The sequence below is a fragment of the Photobacterium kishitanii genome (assembly GCF_000613045.3).
Classification (GTDB): Bacteria; Pseudomonadota; Gammaproteobacteria; order Enterobacterales; family Vibrionaceae; genus Photobacterium; species Photobacterium kishitanii.
Map to the genome: position 1 here is coordinate 2152217 of NZ_LN794352.1, position 17543 is coordinate 2169759.

14 protein-coding genes are annotated in these 17543 nt (G+C 38.7%); 9 read left to right on the top strand and 5 right to left on the bottom strand.

The genetic code is table 11. The features are described 5' to 3' along the window. Positions 1–3: 3 nt before the first annotated feature. From PPBDW_RS10130 to PPBDW_RS10145, 4 genes are all read left to right on the top strand, one after another. Complete coding sequence (locus PPBDW_RS10130) at positions 4–612, top strand: CoA pyrophosphatase (RefSeq protein WP_036795254.1); 609 nt, start codon at positions 4–6, stop codon at positions 610–612. A gap of 180 nt (positions 613–792) precedes the next feature. Continuing rightward, positions 793–2052: an aromatic amino acid transport family protein gene (locus PPBDW_RS10135; RefSeq protein ID WP_036795256.1), complete on the top strand. Its 1260-nt coding sequence runs from the start codon at positions 793–795 to the stop codon at positions 2050–2052. A gap of 240 nt (positions 2053–2292) precedes the next feature. Then, positions 2293–3654 carry an L-serine ammonia-lyase gene (locus PPBDW_RS10140; protein ID WP_036795258.1) on the top strand — a complete coding sequence of 454 codons (1362 nt, stop codon included), beginning with the start codon at positions 2293–2295 and terminating at the stop codon, positions 3652–3654. 362 nt (positions 3655–4016) lie between these two features. Then, complete coding sequence (locus PPBDW_RS10145) at positions 4017–4901, top strand: helix-turn-helix transcriptional regulator (RefSeq protein ID WP_036795260.1); 885 nt, start codon at positions 4017–4019, stop codon at positions 4899–4901. Positions 4902–5020: 119 nt separating this feature from the next. Here the strand turns inward: PPBDW_RS10145 and PPBDW_RS10150 are convergent, their stop codons facing one another. Together PPBDW_RS10150 and PPBDW_RS10155 are read right to left on the bottom strand one after the other, a co-directional pair. Then, positions 5021–5611 (bottom strand): acetate uptake transporter, encoded by a 591-nt coding sequence (locus tag PPBDW_RS10150; protein WP_036795262.1) that lies wholly within the window; start codon positions 5609–5611, stop codon positions 5021–5023. A gap of 502 nt (positions 5612–6113) precedes the next feature. Then, positions 6114–7286, bottom strand: a complete 1173-nt coding sequence (locus PPBDW_RS10155) for an iron-containing alcohol dehydrogenase (RefSeq protein ID WP_036795263.1) — start codon at positions 7284–7286, stop codon at positions 6114–6116. Positions 7287–7600: 314 nt separating this feature from the next. On the opposite strand from PPBDW_RS10155, the gene PPBDW_RS10160 reads away from it, so the two are divergent. From PPBDW_RS10160 to PPBDW_RS10180, 5 genes are all read left to right on the top strand, one after another. Beyond that, positions 7601–8551 carry a porin gene (locus tag PPBDW_RS10160; protein WP_036795264.1) on the top strand — a complete coding sequence of 317 codons (951 nt, stop codon included), beginning with the start codon at positions 7601–7603 and terminating at the stop codon, positions 8549–8551. A 178-nt stretch (positions 8552–8729) separates the two neighbouring features. Continuing rightward, positions 8730–8993 (top strand): GrxA family glutaredoxin, encoded by a 264-nt coding sequence (locus PPBDW_RS10165; RefSeq protein WP_036795265.1) that lies wholly within the window; start codon positions 8730–8732, stop codon positions 8991–8993. 260 nt (positions 8994–9253) lie between these two features. After that, positions 9254–10936, top strand: coding sequence for an aspartate:alanine antiporter (locus PPBDW_RS10170; RefSeq protein ID WP_036795266.1), 1683 nt, complete (start codon positions 9254–9256; stop codon positions 10934–10936). A gap of 280 nt (positions 10937–11216) precedes the next feature. Then, complete coding sequence (locus tag PPBDW_RS10175; RefSeq protein WP_036795267.1) at positions 11217–11891, top strand: response regulator; 675 nt, start codon at positions 11217–11219, stop codon at positions 11889–11891. Continuing rightward, positions 11888–13231, top strand: coding sequence for an ATP-binding protein (locus PPBDW_RS10180; RefSeq protein ID WP_036795268.1), 1344 nt, complete (start codon positions 11888–11890; stop codon positions 13229–13231). Before PPBDW_RS10175 ends, PPBDW_RS10180 begins: the two co-directional genes overlap by 4 nt. A 47-nt stretch (positions 13232–13278) precedes the next feature. Here the strand turns inward: PPBDW_RS10180 and PPBDW_RS10185 are convergent, their stop codons facing one another. The 3 genes from PPBDW_RS10185 to PPBDW_RS10195 all read right to left on the bottom strand — a co-directional run bounded on the left by PPBDW_RS10185 (position 13279) and on the right by PPBDW_RS10195 (position 17521). Then, positions 13279–13689: a PACE efflux transporter gene (locus PPBDW_RS10185; RefSeq protein WP_036795270.1), complete on the bottom strand. Its 411-nt coding sequence runs from the start codon at positions 13687–13689 to the stop codon at positions 13279–13281. A gap of 163 nt (positions 13690–13852) precedes the next feature. Beyond that, a complete protein-coding gene (gene fabV, locus PPBDW_RS10190; RefSeq protein WP_036795272.1) occupies positions 13853–15055 on the bottom strand; it encodes an enoyl-ACP reductase FabV in 1203 nt (400 codons plus the stop codon). A 207-nt stretch (positions 15056–15262) separates the two neighbouring features. Continuing rightward, positions 15263–17521 (bottom strand): acyl-CoA dehydrogenase, encoded by a 2259-nt coding sequence (locus PPBDW_RS10195; protein WP_036795274.1) that lies wholly within the window; start codon positions 17519–17521, stop codon positions 15263–15265. Between the last annotated feature and the right edge of the window lie 22 nt (positions 17522–17543).

The window sequence follows — 17543 nt, forward strand, 5'->3', positions numbered from 1 at the left end:
TTTATGGGTGAACAGCAGCAAATTCTAACTCGGTTTCTTATGGCACCAAGTCAACAGTACGACGCGAGCCATAAGCGCAGAATTGATCATCACTTTAGCGATGATATTCATTTCAAACCTGCTGCCGTTCTCATTCCACTCGTTCCTCGAGAACAAGGCTTTAATGTCGTATTAACCCGCCGAGCTGAACATCTAAAACACCATCCGGGGCAAATAGCATTCCCCGGTGGTCGTTTTGAAACATCTGATAACGATCTGATCACTACAGCATTACGTGAAACTTATGAAGAAACAGGGATTGTTTGCCAACGTAATAATGTTATTGGCCAATTAACACCACTAGCAACGACCAGTGGCTATATTGTTACTCCCTTTATCTCAACCATTAGCAGTAACTATAGTGCTAAACCTGATCCTGGCGAGGTTGATGCTATCTTTGAAGTGCCACTCAATTACCTACTTGATCCTAAAAATATTAAATCTCATCAGTTCCACCTTCGAGGTGAATTCCACCGTGTTTATGCAATACCTTATAATAATTATTCCATATGGGGCGCAACAGCACAGATGATTAAACTATTATCCAACCAAATTTGGGAAGATAAAAAATAACCAGTTAGACGTTTTACTTTAATCTTACAAGCCAATTTATGTGATGCAGGTCTGGTTTATTTGTATCACAAAATCTTCGTATTACAGAACGAGATCTTTATCCTTGTGTTCCCCCAATAAATAGCGACAATGCGCCCGTTCCTATATTCCGTTCCGTTCCCTTTTATTGGATATCACAGCATGCAAAATACATCGACAGCATCAGCGTCAGCAACCGGTGCGACAAAAACCAGATGGACCTATAAAGATTTCACATGGGCTCTTTCTCTATTTGGTACTGCAGTAGGTGCCGGTGTTCTATTCTTACCAATTAAAGCGGGTGCGGGCGGTTTCTGGCCGCTAGTTATTCTTGCTCTTATCGCGGCACCAATGACTTGGTTCGCGCATAAAAGCTTAGCGCGTTTTGTATTATCATCAAAAAATCCAAATGCCGATATTACAGACACTGTAGAAGAGCATTACGGTAAAACAGGCGCAAACCTAATTACCTTTGCTTACTTCTTTGCCATCTACCCTATCGTATTAATTTATGGAGTTGGCATCACAAACACTGTCGACTCATTCATGGTTAACCAACTAGGTATGGAGTCAATCCCTCGCTGGTTACTATCAGGTGTATTAATTGCACTTATGACAGCAGGTGTAGTGTTCGGTAAAGAGTTAATGCTGAAAGCAACATCAGCCATGGTTTACCCACTAGTAATTATTCTACTGATTCTTTCTGTATACCTTATCCCTGACTGGAACATGTCAATGATACAGACAGAAGCTGATTGGTCTGCAATGCCTAAAATTATTTGGCTAGCAATTCCAATCATTGTGTTTTCATTTAACCACAGCCCAGTGATCAGCCAGTTTGCTAAAGAACAACGTCGTATCTACGGTGATGAAGCGGTTAAGAAAACCGACATGATCACTGGCGGTGCAGCAATGATGCTAATGGGCTTTGTTATGTTCTTTGTATTCTCAGTAGTGCTTTCAATGACACCTGAGCAACTAAACATGGCAAAAGAGCAAAATATTTCAGTACTTTCATACTTAGCTAACGTTAAAGATTCACCTGCGATTTCTTACTTAGGTCCACTGGTTGCATTTGCTGCCATTACTTCAAGCTACTTTGGTCACTTCCTTGGTGCACATGAAGGTCTTGTTGGTCTAGCAAAATCTCGTTCTAAAATGCCAGTAGCTAACATTGAAAAAATCTCACTTGCTTTCATTGTTATCACAACATGGATTGTCGCTATCATTAACCCAAGCATCCTAGGTATGATTGAAACAATGGGCGCACCAATGATTGCTGGTATTTTGTTCTTACTACCCGTTATCGCAATGCAAACAGTACCAGCAATGGCTAAATACAAAACATCAGTATTTGCTCGTGTCTTCACTGTTTTATGTGGTATCGCTGCAATCACTTCTGTCATTTACGGTGCTTTTTAATATAACTATTAAAAATGTACCAAATGCGAATAATTAATCGCATCAAAGCAAAAATTTGTGCTAGTACTCATGGTGTTTACTAGCACAAATGACGTAAAATATACGATACTTAAGAGTAAAGGCGCTTCGAGCATCATTACTCTTTTAGTTTAAGTGCGCTCGCCAAGGAAGGAGCGAGGATATCAATGAATAACAGTCTTGCCGGAGGCAGAATCGCCTCCCCCTGACTTAGGTAATAACATGATCAGTATTTTCGATATTTTCAAAATTGGTGTAGGTCCTTCAAGTTCACACACTGTCGGTCCAATGAAAGCAGGTAAAGAGTTTATCGATGACTTGCGTGCATTAGGCAAATTACGTGACGTTACTAAAATTACCGTAGATGTTTATGGCTCTTTATCTCTAACGGGCAAGGGACACCACACTGATATCGCTATCATTATGGGTCTTGCAGGTAACTCACCTGAACATGTTGATATTGATAGTATTCCTGGATTTATTTCTCGCGTAGAAGAAACCGAACGTCTTCCTGTTGGCATGCACTGCCACACTGTTGATTTTCCACGCGATGGCGGTATGAACTTCCATACAACTAACTTATCTCTGCATGAAAATGGTATGTCAATTCACGCTTGGATTGGTGACGAGGTTATTTTCTCTAAAACTTACTACTCTATTGGTGGTGGTTTTATTGTTGATGAAGAAAACTTTGGTAAAGAACAAACAAATACTGTTGAAGTTCCTTACCCATTCTCTTACGCATCTGAATTGCTAGATCAATGTAATGAACACGGTCTATCTGTGAGTGCTCTTGTTATGGCTAACGAGCGTGCAATGAATGCAGAAGATGAAATTAGTACATACTTCGCTAATATTTGGAAAACCATGCGTGAATGTATGGAGCGAGGCATGAATGAAGAAGGTATTTTACCTGGACCACTACGTGTGCCTCGTCGTGCTGCGGCATTACGTCAACAACTTATCACCACTGAAAAGTTAAATAATGACCCGATGACAGTTGTTGACTGGGTTAATATGTATGCTTTTGCCGTTAATGAAGAAAACGCAGCTGGTGGTCGAGTTGTAACAGCACCAACGAATGGTGCATGTGGCATTATTCCAGCAGTATTAGCTTACTACGACAAATTTGTGCAATCAGTTGGACCAAAAGAATACACCCGATACTTTGCTGCATCAGGTGCTGTTGGCGGGTTATATAAGCGTAATGCGTCTATTTCTGGTGCTGAAGTCGGTTGCCAAGGCGAAGTTGGTGTTGCTTGTTCAATGGCTGCTGCTGGCTTAGCAGAGCTAATGGGTGGAAGTCCAGAACAAGTTTGTATGGCTGCTGAAATTGCAATGGAACATAATCTTGGTTTAACTTGTGATCCCGTTGCAGGACAAGTACAAGTTCCTTGTATTGAACGTAATGGTATTGCAGCAGTAAAAGCAATTAATGCGACTCGTATGGCACTTCGTCGTTCGTCTGCACCACGAGTATCACTGGATAAAGTTATTGAAACAATGCTTGAAACCGGTAAAGACATGAATGCAAAATACCGTGAAACATCACAGGGTGGCTTAGCCATTAAAGTGATTTGCTAAACTAAAACACGTAGTTTAGTTCTAACTAAAAAACTATCTTCGGATAGTTTTTTTGTTTTACGCTCAAAATACCCCTTTAAAAGTCAAATTTATATACAACATGACTCATTAATAATTACCTAGCAATACAATAGTATTAAGATATATGACTATATTATATCAATATAACTATTAGCCCCCTCCTATGCTCTTTATATAACCAATTGTGTCTATTCTTTCGTTTATTTTAGTCCTATACTCACTTAAACATACTCATTGTCCTTAATGTAGTATTAGCATGGATGCGTATATCGCCCTTTTACATCATTGATGTACGATATGTAATGAAGGATTTATTCCCTTTATAGAGAAGCAATACTGCTATGAAATATAAGCGTATCCTCTCGCAGAGCCATGTTGTTCTGAAAGAGTTTTATGTCGATCATCATTTAATTGTGAAGTTATCTAATGTAGAAGGTAATATTCACATTAACGGTCACACTATAGATATAAAAAATAATAGCATTTTAGCTATACCTAAATTCAGTCATATCTCTTGTTCTATTAATCAATTAAACAGTCAAGAGAACATTGAACTGCAAATCTTAATGATTGATGAAGATGCAATAACTGAAGCCTTCAAATATATTAGTGCTTTAAAACAGCCAATGTTAGCAACCTCAAATTGCTCACCTGTCTATCTCATTGATTCATCAGAAATTGTTGAGCAAAATTTCGCATTATTTAATCAACTATTGCCAAGCATTAGTGGATCAACAATGGAGCAAACTTTGCTGAGCCAGTGCTTAGTATTCATTTTAATTGCACTTAATAATACTGGTATTGATGTTTTCAATGTTTATCGTTTTAATTATGACGAACCCAAAGAACGTACTATTGCACGTTTAATAACCCAAGATCCTCAGCGTAAATGGAGCGTTGATGATATGGCAAAAGCATTGTTTACTACCCAATCAACATTACGTCGCCACTTAGCAAAAGAAGGTGTATCGTTTAGCCAATTATTGCTAGACGTTCGAATGGGACTTGCACTAAACTTTTTAACTTTTTCCAATTACTCAATATCACAAATAGGTAATCGTTCTGGTTTTGGCAGCGCTGCTTATTTTTGTGATGCATTCAAACGCAAATATAATGTAACGCCATCACAATTTAGAATCAGCTCTAGAAAAGAAAATGATATGGATACTGATGGGTGCTTTACTCGTAAAGAACACGCTGAACATTTACCAGAAATGTGTCATTAAAAAAACAGAGCATCAATATTAAAACCTCGCAATGCGAGGTTTTTTTATAGGTTAAAAACAATAGATATAAAAAAGCCCTGCCAAAATAAGCAGGGCTAGATCAAACTACATATTAAAAATTATGCTTCAACTTGCTGTAATTCACGATCTTTAGGTGCGATACCAACAGGTAAAATAACACGGCCATACTCTGCATTTAGCACTTGTGCCATTGCAAAATAGATAGCACTTAAACCACAGAAAATACCTTCAATACCAGCAATAAAACCAATCGTTGTACTACCAGTGAAATCTCGAGCCGCAAGTAAGAAGAATAGAATCGTTAAAGAACCAAAAATAACTTGCTTGGCTGGTGGGTAACGTAAAGAGCCAATAAACATAAAGGCTGTAAATACACCCCATAATAGTAAATACCACGCCATGAACGGGGCTGGGCTCGCTGCAAACCCAAACTTAGGTAGTACGATTAAGCCAACTAAGGTCAACCAAAATAAACCATAAGATGTAAACGCTGTTGTACCAAAAGTATCACCACGTTTAAAACACATCATGCCAACAAGAACTTGTCCTACACCACCATAGAAAATACCCATCGCTAGAATCATAGAGTCTAGAGGAAAAAATCCAGCATTATGGATATTTAATAAAACGGTAGTCATACCGAAGCCCATTAGACCTAATGGTGCTGGATTAGCAAGTTTCGTAGACATCTTTTTCCCCTACAGGATTTTCAACAAAAGTGATAAATTTTCAAAATGTGTTCGCATATTTATGCGCGGCGAATTTTAATGTAACCAGCGAAACAGATCAATGCCTATATCACAAAAAACAGCATCTAAATCAAAAAACACTATTAAAGTATAAAATATGTAAAGAACCTTTATGATACTAAAGGCGTAAAATTGTTAGTAATTATTAAAAAAATAAAACTCCGTTACATCATCATTAATTACATACAAAAACACACGTAACATTCTGATATATAATGCATTTAATTTCATTAATATTCACAGTCGAATTTGAAATAATATTAAATATATATAATTATTTTATAACTTAAAACAGGGAATTTAAAAATGTCGTGAAAATATCGATTTTTTTCTAATGTAGAGACAAAAAAAAAGCGACCTAAGTCACCTTTTTGTGCAAAACCAGTAAAACTTAATATAAACATAAACCACATCTATTTTAATGACGCTATCTATTAGCAAACTATAACACTTGATAATGACAATTCAGGCCGCACACTTGCTGTAAGATCGTGATTAATCGCTGTTGATTTAATGGTAATGGGTTGCCCTTAATCGCACTAGTACGCAAGGCATCTTCGGCAACCTCTTCAAACATGGTATTACACAAACCATAGACAGATAATGATGGCAGCTGTAATTTTGCTAGTATGTTTTCTACCCATTGCACACTATCTTCAATATTCGCATCATTATCCATCGTTAATATTACTGCTAATTTTCGGTAACGAGCCAAAACATCACTTCTACCTAACTCTATCGCTACTGAAATATTTTCTGTCATCACGTAAGGAGATAATTGTGCCGTTATAAGCCCATGAGGAGCATTCAAACGCCCACTTAATGCTGATGCTAATCCATGAGCGGCACCTAATTTCGCATTTGAACGCGCCATCCCCCCAAGCATTGCAGCAAAAGCGATATTACTTCGAGAAGGGTAATGATCATCTCGACAAGCTGGAAGTATGGACATCGCAATATGCTTTAACCCTTCCTCACAGATCATATCCGTCAATGGATTCGGTTCACTACAAACATAAGATTCCATAAGATGAGTAAACGCATCCATAGCGCAGTATCCCGATAACACAGCATCCATACCATAAGTTAAGGTTGGGTCAATAATTGCCAAATCAGGAAAAAGTTCAGCATTGCTTAAGTTAACTTTCACTTGCTCTTGTGCCGATTGTAAAACAGCACTCTTACTAACTTCGGCTCCGGTACCCGCTGTAGTCGGTATCGCAACACATGGCAATGATTTAACTTGTAGCGGTACATTACGTCCAACAATGTCAACATAGTCGTAAACACTGCCTTGATTAGGAATTAATGCCGCTAGTGATTTCGCCACATCAAGTACACTTCCACCACCAATACCAATCACCATGTCAGGACAAAAAGTACGTCCAACGGCAGCAAGCTCTTCTATCATCGCAATGAATGGTTCGCCCTTTATCACCAACCGCTGATAACGTATATTCTGCTGCTTAAAATAATGCTCAAGTTGTTGTGAACGCAGCGGATCTTGTCCTGTAACCAATAATGCACTGTAGCCAAATTGATTCAGCAACGATAAAGAATTATGTAGAGCACCCTCACCAAAAATAATCCGTGTTGAAGTCATGAACTGAAACATAGGCTATTTACCTCACCCTAAATCACGCCAATTAAATAAAAGTATCAACTCTGACTACTGCCGTTATTGTTAATTGTACGCAACTAGATTCAATCAGATAAGTTAACCTAATATTGATTACAAACAATTTTTTGCTTGTTTCAAGAACTACACCGTTAAGATCAATCCTCACTCACAATAGCAGTAATAAATCACTAACAAACAGATATCGTAAAAGTGACTTTTTACCGCAACAGAAGCGTAATAATGCATTGATAGGCTACATAGCGTTCAACGGCAATGAAGCCATATAATGATTTAACGAGGAATGAACCATGAAACAAGCAGCAGTGGTAGCCGCTATCTTTACCAGCTTATCAGCAACTGCAACCGCAGCAACGGTGTATGATAATAACGACACTGTGATTGAAGTGGGTGGTAGAGCAGAAGCACGTTTTAATATCTCAAAACAAAATAAAGGTATTAATAACGACAGTAATGAATTTAAAGATAAAAGCCGTGCTCGCCTCACTTTAAAAGGAAAGTCTGCAATTAATCAACAACTCACCGCTTTTGGTAAATATGAAGCTGAAATTTCAGATAATAAAGATAGCACTGTCACCACCCGTTACCTTTATACAGGATTAGACTCGCAATTTGGTGCCTTTTCATATGGTAAACAAGATTCAGCTCAAGTGATGATCACTGATTTTACAGATATTTTATCAACCTTTGGTGGTGATGCTGTTGATCTGGTTGATGGTAATAAAGACAAGCGCGAAAATAATTTTTTATATCTCGGTGAGTTTAATAATCTTGCCATTGCGACTAACTATATTACAGAAAATAACAGTGCCACGAAAGACAGTAACAGCGTTGGTATTGCCGCCCAATATCGCTTTCCTTTTGGATTAAATTTAGGTGCGGGCTATGTTAATGGTAATGACGGAGTTGATATAGATGCCAACCAATTTAACCTCGCTATAAGTTATGAACTCGATAATATCTATGCGGGTGCAACATACGCTAATGGTAAACATGGCGATGCTGACTTAAATGGTTATGAGTTGGCAGCAGCATATACATTTAATCAATTTACCGCACGAGGCGTTTACAATTTTCAGCAATCAGAAACTAACAATGTCACCACAGACGAAGTTGACTATTTTGCTTTAGAAGGCCTCTATAAATTCAACAAAAGTCTACATACTTACATCGGTTATAAATTCCAACAGCTTGGCACAAAAGATGATGAATTACAGGCAGGTATTCGTTACGACTTTTAAATACGTTCATTAAGCATTGTCACGAAGCCAGATAAAATATCTGGCTTTTAGTTTTTTTGGACACAATCAATGCTTACATAAACGATATCGCTTTTATCTATTGGTTTAACAGAAAAAACCCTCTTCCGCTATTGCTACAGTCACGCTATAGTAGCTAAAAATTATGCAGGAGAAATTTATGTTCGTTGTTATTTTTGGTCGTCCAGGTTGTCCATTTTGTGTTCGTGCAAAAGAACTAGCAGAAAAAATTAAAGAAGAGCGCGACGATTTTAACTTTCGCTACGTTGATATCCATGCCGAAGGTATCAGTAAAGCTGATTTAGAAAAGACCGTAGGTAAGCCAGTTGAAACTGTGCCTCAAATTTTTGTTGATCAAGACCATATTGGCGGTTGCACTGAATTTGAAGCTTATGCAAAAGAACATAACCTTCTTTTTAAATAAGCGCAAAGATTGATTAACGGAAAAGGCTGGCATCGTCAGCCTTTTTTATGTATAGGCCATTACTGTTCATGATTAAAACACTATTTTTTAACGTATGCTCCCCCTTTAAAATCATCATTCTTACAAAAATATAAATTATCTTAACGAGTTCGTTTATAAAATACATTTTCTCTATTTATTTATAATATAAACTATAACCTCCCATCAAAATCAGCTAGAATTTATCCCACTTTATCTTTCCATTATTTCGGAAACCCGTTGTGAACATTGATGTAGCCGCTCTTCTACACCAAAATGATATTTTATTGCTATTTGTAGTCCTTGCTGTTGGTTTAAGTCTCGGTAAAATTCGCTTTGCCAAGATGACACTAGGTAACTCTATTGGCGTTCTACTGACTGCTTTATTATTTGGTAATGCTGGTTTTACGTTTGACACTGATGCACTAAATATTGGTTTTATGCTATTTATTTTTTGTGTTGGCATAGAAGCTGGACCAAACTTTTTTGGTATCTTCTTCCGCGATGGTAAGCACTACTTACTATTAGCATTAGTCGTCTTACTATCATCAATTGCTATAACCATGACCATGGCGCGTTATTTGCACATGGATATAGGTTTAGCGACCGGCTTGATGGCAGGTTCACTAACCGCAACCCCGGTACTTGTGGGTGCGAAAGATGCATTGAACAATGGTCTTGCTGGTATTACCGATCCCGCGATGATTAAGCAATTAAGCGAAAGCTTAAGTGTTGGCTATGCCATGTCTTATCTTGTTGGCTTAGTTAGCTTAATTTTTCTAGCAAAACTAATGCCTAAATTGCAAAAACAAAACCTTGCTGAATCATCACAACAAATTGCCCGTGAGCGTGGTATCGGCGAAGTTTCACAACGCAAAGTTTATTTACCTATTATTCGTGCCTACCGAGCAGGTCCTGAACTAATCAACTGGATTGATGGACGTAACCTACGCGAACTGGGTATTTATCGTCAAACAGGCTGTTATATCGAACGTGTACGCCGTAATGGAATTTTAGCTAACCCTGATGGAGATGCTATCTTACAAGAAGGTGATGAAATAGCATTAGTTGGCTACCCTGATAGCCATGCTCGTCTTGATCCTAGTTTCCGTAATGGTAAAGAAGTATTTGATCGCGACTTACTCGATCTACGTATTGTAGAAGAAGAAATAGTGGTTAAAAACGATGGTATTGCAGGCAAACGTTTATCAGAATTAAATTTATCTGAATATGGCTGTTTCCTTAACCGTGTAGTACGTGCACAAATTGAAATGCCAATGGATCATAATATTCTGTTGAGTAAAGGTGATATCCTTCAAGTCAGTGGTGAAAAAAGTCGTGTTTTAGGGCTTGCTGAACGAATTGGTTTTATCTCTATTCATAGTCAAATTGCCGATCTTCTCGCTTTTTGCTGTTTCTTTATTATTGGCCTATTAATGGGCTTAGTCACAATGAAGTTCGGTCATGTTGCCTTTGGTTTAGGTAGCGCTGCAGGATTATTGATTGCTGGTATTACCTTAGGTTTCTTACGAGCCAACCACCCAACATTTGGTTATGTGCCTCAAGGCGCACTTAACATGGCTAAAGATTTAGGCCTAATGGTATTTATGGTCGGTATAGGTTTAAGCGCAGGTTCTAATTTATTCGCTTCTATCGCACATATTGGTCTAACGGTATTTGTTACCAGCTTAATGGTGAGTGTTATCCCCGTTGTATTGGCCTACCTCTTTGGCGCTTATGTTCTGAAGATGAACAGAGCGTTATTATTTGGTGCCATCATTGGTGCACGAACATGTGCGCCAGCAATGGATATGATCAATGAACATGCTCGTAGTACTATTCCAGCACTAGGCTATGCAGGAACTTATGCGATTGCTAACGTATTGCTGACCATTGCCGGTACACTGATCTTTATTTTCCAATAACTGCGATCAATCTAGCACTTCGCCTACCTTTTATAGAGGGCTGACTCATTAGTTTACTAATGAGTCAGCCCCTATTCAGTCTAATTCTCTACACTGACTATTAGCGTTTAAGTGTAACTAGCAAAACAAACCATTGATCTTTTATTATTCAATTTCCCGCTTTCCCGCTAGTTTGCATGTCCTATCATGAGACTATGGTAACAATAAATAATGCGCTTTATTATTAGATACCTTACCATAGCTTATTAATACCATTCGTTATCTCTCTGGTGCCCAATCTATGCGAATTCTTATTGTCGAAGACGATGCCATCCTTAGCCATCACCTAAAGTCGCAACTCAGCGAATTAGGAAATCAAGTTCAATGTGCCAATAATGCCGAAGAAGGGCTATTTTTTGCGCAAAATTACCCTAACGATATTGCAATTGTCGATATTGGTTTACCTGATAGAGATGGTATCAGCTTAATTAAAGACATGCGTAAAAAAGGCTTACGTCTACCGATAATGATCTTAACTGCACGTTCAAATTGGCAAGATAAAGTCACAGGTCTTGAAGCTGGCGCTGATGATTATTTAGTCAAGCCGTTTCAAAAAGAAGAAATGGTGGCTCGCTTAAGTGCATTGGTTCGTCGTAGCGCTGGCTTTGTAAAACCAGAAATGACGGCTGGCGATATTCGAGTCGATTTATTAGCTAAGCAAGTTTATATTTGTGAAGAATTACTAGAATTAACGGCTTTCGAGTATGATTTATTAGAATACCTAATGCGCCATAGTCGTCAAGTTGTCTCCAAACAACGCTTACTTGATGTCCTTTATGAAGATCAAGAAGGCGATCCTAATACTATTGAAGTAATGATCAGCCGCTTACGCAAGAAATTTACTAAAACAGGACAAAATAATCCTATCTCAACCATTCGTGGTCAGGGATATATTTTTGAACTCAATGCCCAATGAATCGATTTTTCCAACCACGATTAAGACAACGCGTATTGATCACCTCTGTGGCAATTATTGCATTAGTGACTTCAGCGCTTGCTGCGGTCATTAATAAGCTTTATTCCCAAAGTTACATGGCATCATATTCATCTGAACTTGTCGCTCAAATGCCAATGGTTGTGGCACAACTTAATCGGGCTGGATTAATTAAAGATGTCGATAAATGGATTGATTCTCTTGATCCATCCGATACTGATTATATTGCCGTTGTCTGTGATCAAAGTGACAAAACAACATGGGTTTCAGATAAATCCTCCGCTGCAAAATTACGTGATGTTTGCCGTTATTTACCAGAGAATATATCGACACCCACGCTAATTACGATGAAAAACCATCAAGGCTATATAGCCTATAACCTTAGTCGAAATAAAGAAAATGGCACTATTTATCAATTAGTTGTGCTGCGTTCAGCTGATGCTTATGAACATTCACTGGCACAATTACATAAACGAACGGCTTTCTATTTAGGCCTCTTTGTGTTGATTGCGGTCGCTTTTCTTATTGCAGCCTTTCATTGGGGTTTCCAACCATTACGAAAATTAGCTTCTCAGCTTGATCAAATGGCTGAAGCTAAACGAGATAAACTCGATGATGACTATCCAATGGAACTGCAGGAAGTCACCATGGCTGTTAACCGTTTAAGTCATATAAGTAATGATCAACAAGGTCGTTATCGACATGCTATGGATGATCTTGCCCACAGTTTAAAAACTCGCTTAGCAGCCACTAATGCTTTGCTTGATGACTCAAGTTTAGATCGTCGCGAGCTAAATCAACGTATCATGGAACAAATCAGCCAAATGGATGATTTGGTCCAATACCAGCTCAAGCGTGCGATGGTAGGTCAGCAAGGATTGCAGAAAAGCAATGTCGAGCTAAAACCTATCATCACCAGTTTGGATCGAATGTTAAGTAAGATTTACGCCGATAAACATGCGATATTGCATTACCATTTTGATGACAAGCTAAAATTACCGATAAATAAAGATGACTTAATGGAACTGTTTGGCAATATGCTTGAAAATAGTTTCCGTTTTTGCATTAGCCAAGTGAAACTGTCCGTTATTGAAAGCAATGATTATTTTACCATTGCAATTGAAGACGATGGCCCAGGGGTTAAACCTGAATTACGTGAAGCTATTTTTCAACGTGGCGTACGAGCGGACCAACTCAACCCAGGTCAAGGTATTGGTTTATCTGTTTGTAACGAAATTGTTGATAGTTATCAAGGCAAAATTCATGTGGAAAATTCGGCACTTGAAGGCGCTGCGTTTATTATTAAACTGCCTAAGAGCTAAGCGTTGACAATCAAATAAATTAGCCAGCGTGTATCGCTGGCTGATTTTTATCCGCTAATAGGATAGATACGATCATAAATAAGATTGTAGCCATAGGCATAGAATAAATAAAATACAACCATGCCAATATCTAATACAAATGCATGCCATAAGCTAACATTAAGCACCCATGCTAATACTGGAATAGTAACGACAAGTAATCCAGCCTCAAATCCTAAACTATGCAGTAACCGTATTCTGACTGTCTTCTGCGTTGTACTATATTTTTGCTGCATAAAATTATCAAACCATTGGTTATAAACATAATTCCACAACGTCGCCACAATAGAAAAGAACACACCGACAGCACCTACATGGCCAAGTTCAAACCCAAATTGACTCAATATACCGACCATCAATAGCAAACCAATAACTTCAAAACCAATTGCATGACGAATACGATCAAATGTTGTTCTCATTTTGATATCTCTTTCACAATTACCGATAAAATATACGCTTAATATATCTATAAATAACTAGGAACAAAGTCACATACCATCCGATTTAAAGATAGATTGAAAATAGAGATATAAAAAAACCGCCATGATAGCGGTTTTGTAAAACATTAATATTTCAATACGATTAGATATCTTCTACATCAAAATCAACAACAGGATTCACATCAGCATCGTAATCAATACCATCAATGCCAAAGCCAAATAGCTTTAAGAATTCATCTTTGTATTGTTGGTAATCAGCAACATCATACAAGTTGTCATTAGTTACTTTTGACCATAGATCACGACAATGCTGCTGAATATCTTCGCGCAATTCCCAGTCATCTAAACGTAAACGGTTTTCAGCGTCAACCTCAGCGACTGTGCCATCTTGTTTATAAAGACGTTGGCTGAACATGCGTAGAATCTGCTCCATGCAGCCTTCGTGTACGCCTTCTTCACGCATTTTCTTAAACACCATCGCAATGTACAATGGCATAACAGGAATTGCAGAACTTGCTTGAGTAACAACACTCTTCAATACTGCTACATTTGCAGAACCACCTGTTACACTTAGCTTAGTGTTTAGCTCTTTCGCTGCGCGATCTAAGTCCATTTTGGCTTGACCTAATGCGCCATGCCAATAAATAGGCCATGTTAGCTCAGTACCAATGTAACTATAAGCAACAGTCTTACAACCATCTGCAAGTACACCAGCGTCTGCTAACGCATCAATCCATAGTTCCCAGTCTTCGCCACCCATAACGGTAACAGTATCGGCAATTTCTTGCTCTGTTGCTGGTTCAATACTCGTTTCGATTAATACGTTTTTATTGGTATCAACAGCTGTTGTGGTATACGTTTCGCCCATCGGTTTTAGACATGAACGAACAACTTCACCTGTCTGTGGCAATTTACGCACAGGTGATGCTAATGAGTAAATAACCATATCAATTTGACCAAGGTCTTGCTTAATCAAATCAATTGTTTTTTGTTTGGCTTCGTTAGAGAAAGCGTCACCATTTAAACTTTTTGAGTAAAGACCTTCTGCTTTAGCAAACTTGTCAAATGCCGCTGAGTTATACCAACCTGCTGTACCTGGCTTTTTCTCTGTACCGGGTTTTTCAAAGAAAACACCAATTGTTGCCGCGCCACCACCGAATGCTGCTGCAATACGTGATGACAGGCCATAACCACTAGAAGAGCCGACTACCAATACACGTTTTGGTGCATTTGCAATTGGACCTTGTGCTTTAGTGTAAGCAATTTGCTGCTTTACGTTATCTTCACAACCAACAGGGTGCGTTGTTGTACAAATAAATCCACGAGTTTTAGGTTTGATGATCATTTTCAACTTCCCTTACATAATTGTGAATAGGATAAAAGGTTAAAGGCAGATACGCATTAAATTTATGCCATAAATGAACAAAAATCACAGTGGTTGGAGGTGTTACCCTAAATTTTGGTCAAAAAAAGTGCCACGTATTTACGTGGCACACGGGAGATTCCAGGTTTATATTTCACTGGCTAAGTAACCCTAAGCTGCCTTCCCTGGTTACATGCTTACTTGTTTAAAATGGTCAGCACAAAAATGATCCACTTGAATCGCTTTTTGTCTTAGCTTCTCTGCATTTTCTATCTTTTTATATTCATCTTCTGTGATCACCCCCGCATCCAACGCTAACTGCAATTTATCTATCAATAAAGCTTTGCGCGGGATCTCACCATTACGTGTCGCTTGTAGCAATTTACGCTCTAAAGGTTTGATCTCATGCAGTGCGACAAAAGCACGCTCCACTATCGCAATCGGATCATCGGCTTGAGAACCGACATAACATAAATGAGTCCATCGATCACGATGTACACTCGGTGCCATTAACAACGTAGCGATACGAATACTTGTTTCATCTTTGGGCGCTGAATAATGTATTCCCAATGGGAAAGTGAGTAAACGTAATATCCGTCCTACACCTTGACGTGGAAAATTACTAAAGACTCCCTCAAACGCCACACCACATTGATATAAACAATACTGCAATGCGTAATGTACCAATGGTAAATCTTGCTGCTGGCAGCCATCATCCTCAAACCGTTTTAATGTTGCTGACGCTAAATATAAATGGCTTAACACATCACCTAATCGCGCAGATAACAATTCTCGCCGTTTTAGCTCACCGCCTAAACTCAGCATTGAAACATCGGCACAAACAGCAAGTGCTTTTGACATTCGCGATAAATGACGATAGTAATCGCTGAGCTCACTACCTACAGGCGTACGATTAAAACATGACCTACTAACAGCATTTAACAGTGATTTAGTTATATTCCCAGCAGTAAAACCAATATGTTTGATTAATAAACGATCAAAATCTTTCGCTGCTTGGTCTTCATCAGGGTTAGCTGCGGCAGTCATTTCGTCGAGCACATAAGGATGACAACGGGTAGCACCCTGACCAAAGATCATTAGGTTTCGAGTAAGGATATTAGCCCCTTCAACGGTTATCGCAACAGGGACACCAAAATAATGGTGACCTAAATAATTCATTGGTCCAAGTTGAATACCGCGGCCAGCATGAATGTCCATAGCATCATTAAGTACGGTACGAGACATCTCCGTCATATGATATTTAGCAATTGCCGTCACAATACCTGGAGTCTGACCCATATCTAACGCGGTTGTCGTCAATGTTCTTGTTGCTTCTAACATATAGGTAAAACCACCAATACGCCCTAGCGCTTGTGCAACGCCTTCAAAGTTACCAATAGGCATACCGAATTGTTTACGAACAACAGCATAAGCACCCGTTGTTTTTGCTGCCAAATGCCCTATCGCAGCACCTAATGCAGGCAATGAAATGCCTCGACCTGCCGATAAACATTCCACCAGCATACGCCAACCTTTGCCGGCATAATCTTGACCACCAATAATCCAATCAAGTGGGATAAAGACATCCTTACCTCGCGTTGGCCCATTCATAAATGCCATATTCAATGGATCATGACGCTCACCAATTTCAACGCCAACATGATCGGCAGGAATCAACGCACAAGTAATACCTAGATCTATTTTGTCCCCAAGTAACCCTTGTGGATCTTTCATTTTAAATGCCAAACCAAGCACAGTTGCTACTGGAGCAAGCGTGATATAACGCTTATTCCAAGTAAGATTTAAACCTAAAACTTGCTCACCTTCATGTTCGCCATAACATACAATGCCTTCATCGGGTATTCCACCCGCATCCGATCCCGCTTCTGGTCCGGTTAATGCAAAGCACGGAATATCATCGCCATTTGCTAATCGTGGTAACCAATAGTCTTTTTGTTGTTGGGTTCCATAATGAGTCAGCAATTCACCTGGACCTAACGAGTTAGGCACCATCACACATACAGCCGCACTTAAGCTACGCGTTGCTATTTGAGCAACAATGGTCGAATTCGCATGTGCTGAAAAATCAAGTCCGCCATATTGTTTACTGATAATTAAAGCAAAAAACTTTTCACGACGTAAGTATTGCCATACCTCAGGTGGTAAATCCTTTTGTTGCTGAACAATTTGATAATCATTTAACATTGATAATAATGTTTGTAACTTGGTATCAATAAATCGTTGTTCTTCATCACTCAAACTTGGTTTAGGGTAATCAAGCAACGTTTGCCAATGTGGAGTACCACTGAATAACTCGCCATCCCACCACACACTACCTGCCTCCATGGCTTCTTTTTCAGTGTTTGATAATGGTGGTAATACTTTCTTGAACAGTTTAAAAGCAGGATCACTCAAATAACGTTTACGCATGGTTAAGAACGAATTCATAATGCATATCCTTTTGTGATTC

Coding starts and splice junctions, on each gene's coding strand:
- PPBDW_RS10130 (WP_036795254.1), top strand. CDS start 4: ATGGGTGAACAGCAGCAAATTCTAACTCGGTTTCTTATGGCACCAAGT.
- PPBDW_RS10180 (WP_036795268.1), top strand. CDS start 11,888: ATGAATCGATTTTTCCAACCACGATTAAGACAACGCGTATTGATCACC.
- PPBDW_RS10150 (WP_036795262.1), bottom strand. CDS start 5,611: ATGTCTACGAAACTTGCTAATCCAGCACCATTAGGTCTAATGGGCTTC.
- PPBDW_RS10155 (WP_036795263.1), bottom strand. CDS start 7,286: ATGTTTCAGTTCATGACTTCAACACGGATTATTTTTGGTGAGGGTGCT.
- PPBDW_RS10175 (WP_036795267.1), top strand. CDS start 11,217: ATGCGAATTCTTATTGTCGAAGACGATGCCATCCTTAGCCATCACCTA.
- fabV (WP_036795272.1), bottom strand. CDS start 15,055: ATGATCATCAAACCTAAAACTCGTGGATTTATTTGTACAACAACGCAC.
- PPBDW_RS10165 (WP_036795265.1), top strand. CDS start 8,730: ATGTTCGTTGTTATTTTTGGTCGTCCAGGTTGTCCATTTTGTGTTCGT.
- PPBDW_RS10195 (WP_036795274.1), bottom strand. CDS start 17,521: ATGAATTCGTTCTTAACCATGCGTAAACGTTATTTGAGTGATCCTGCT.
- PPBDW_RS10135 (WP_036795256.1), top strand. CDS start 793: ATGCAAAATACATCGACAGCATCAGCGTCAGCAACCGGTGCGACAAAA.
- PPBDW_RS10140 (WP_036795258.1), top strand. CDS start 2,293: ATGATCAGTATTTTCGATATTTTCAAAATTGGTGTAGGTCCTTCAAGT.
- PPBDW_RS10160 (WP_036795264.1), top strand. CDS start 7,601: ATGAAACAAGCAGCAGTGGTAGCCGCTATCTTTACCAGCTTATCAGCA.
- PPBDW_RS10185 (WP_036795270.1), bottom strand. CDS start 13,689: ATGAGAACAACATTTGATCGTATTCGTCATGCAATTGGTTTTGAAGTT.
- PPBDW_RS10145 (WP_036795260.1), top strand. CDS start 4,017: ATGAAATATAAGCGTATCCTCTCGCAGAGCCATGTTGTTCTGAAAGAG.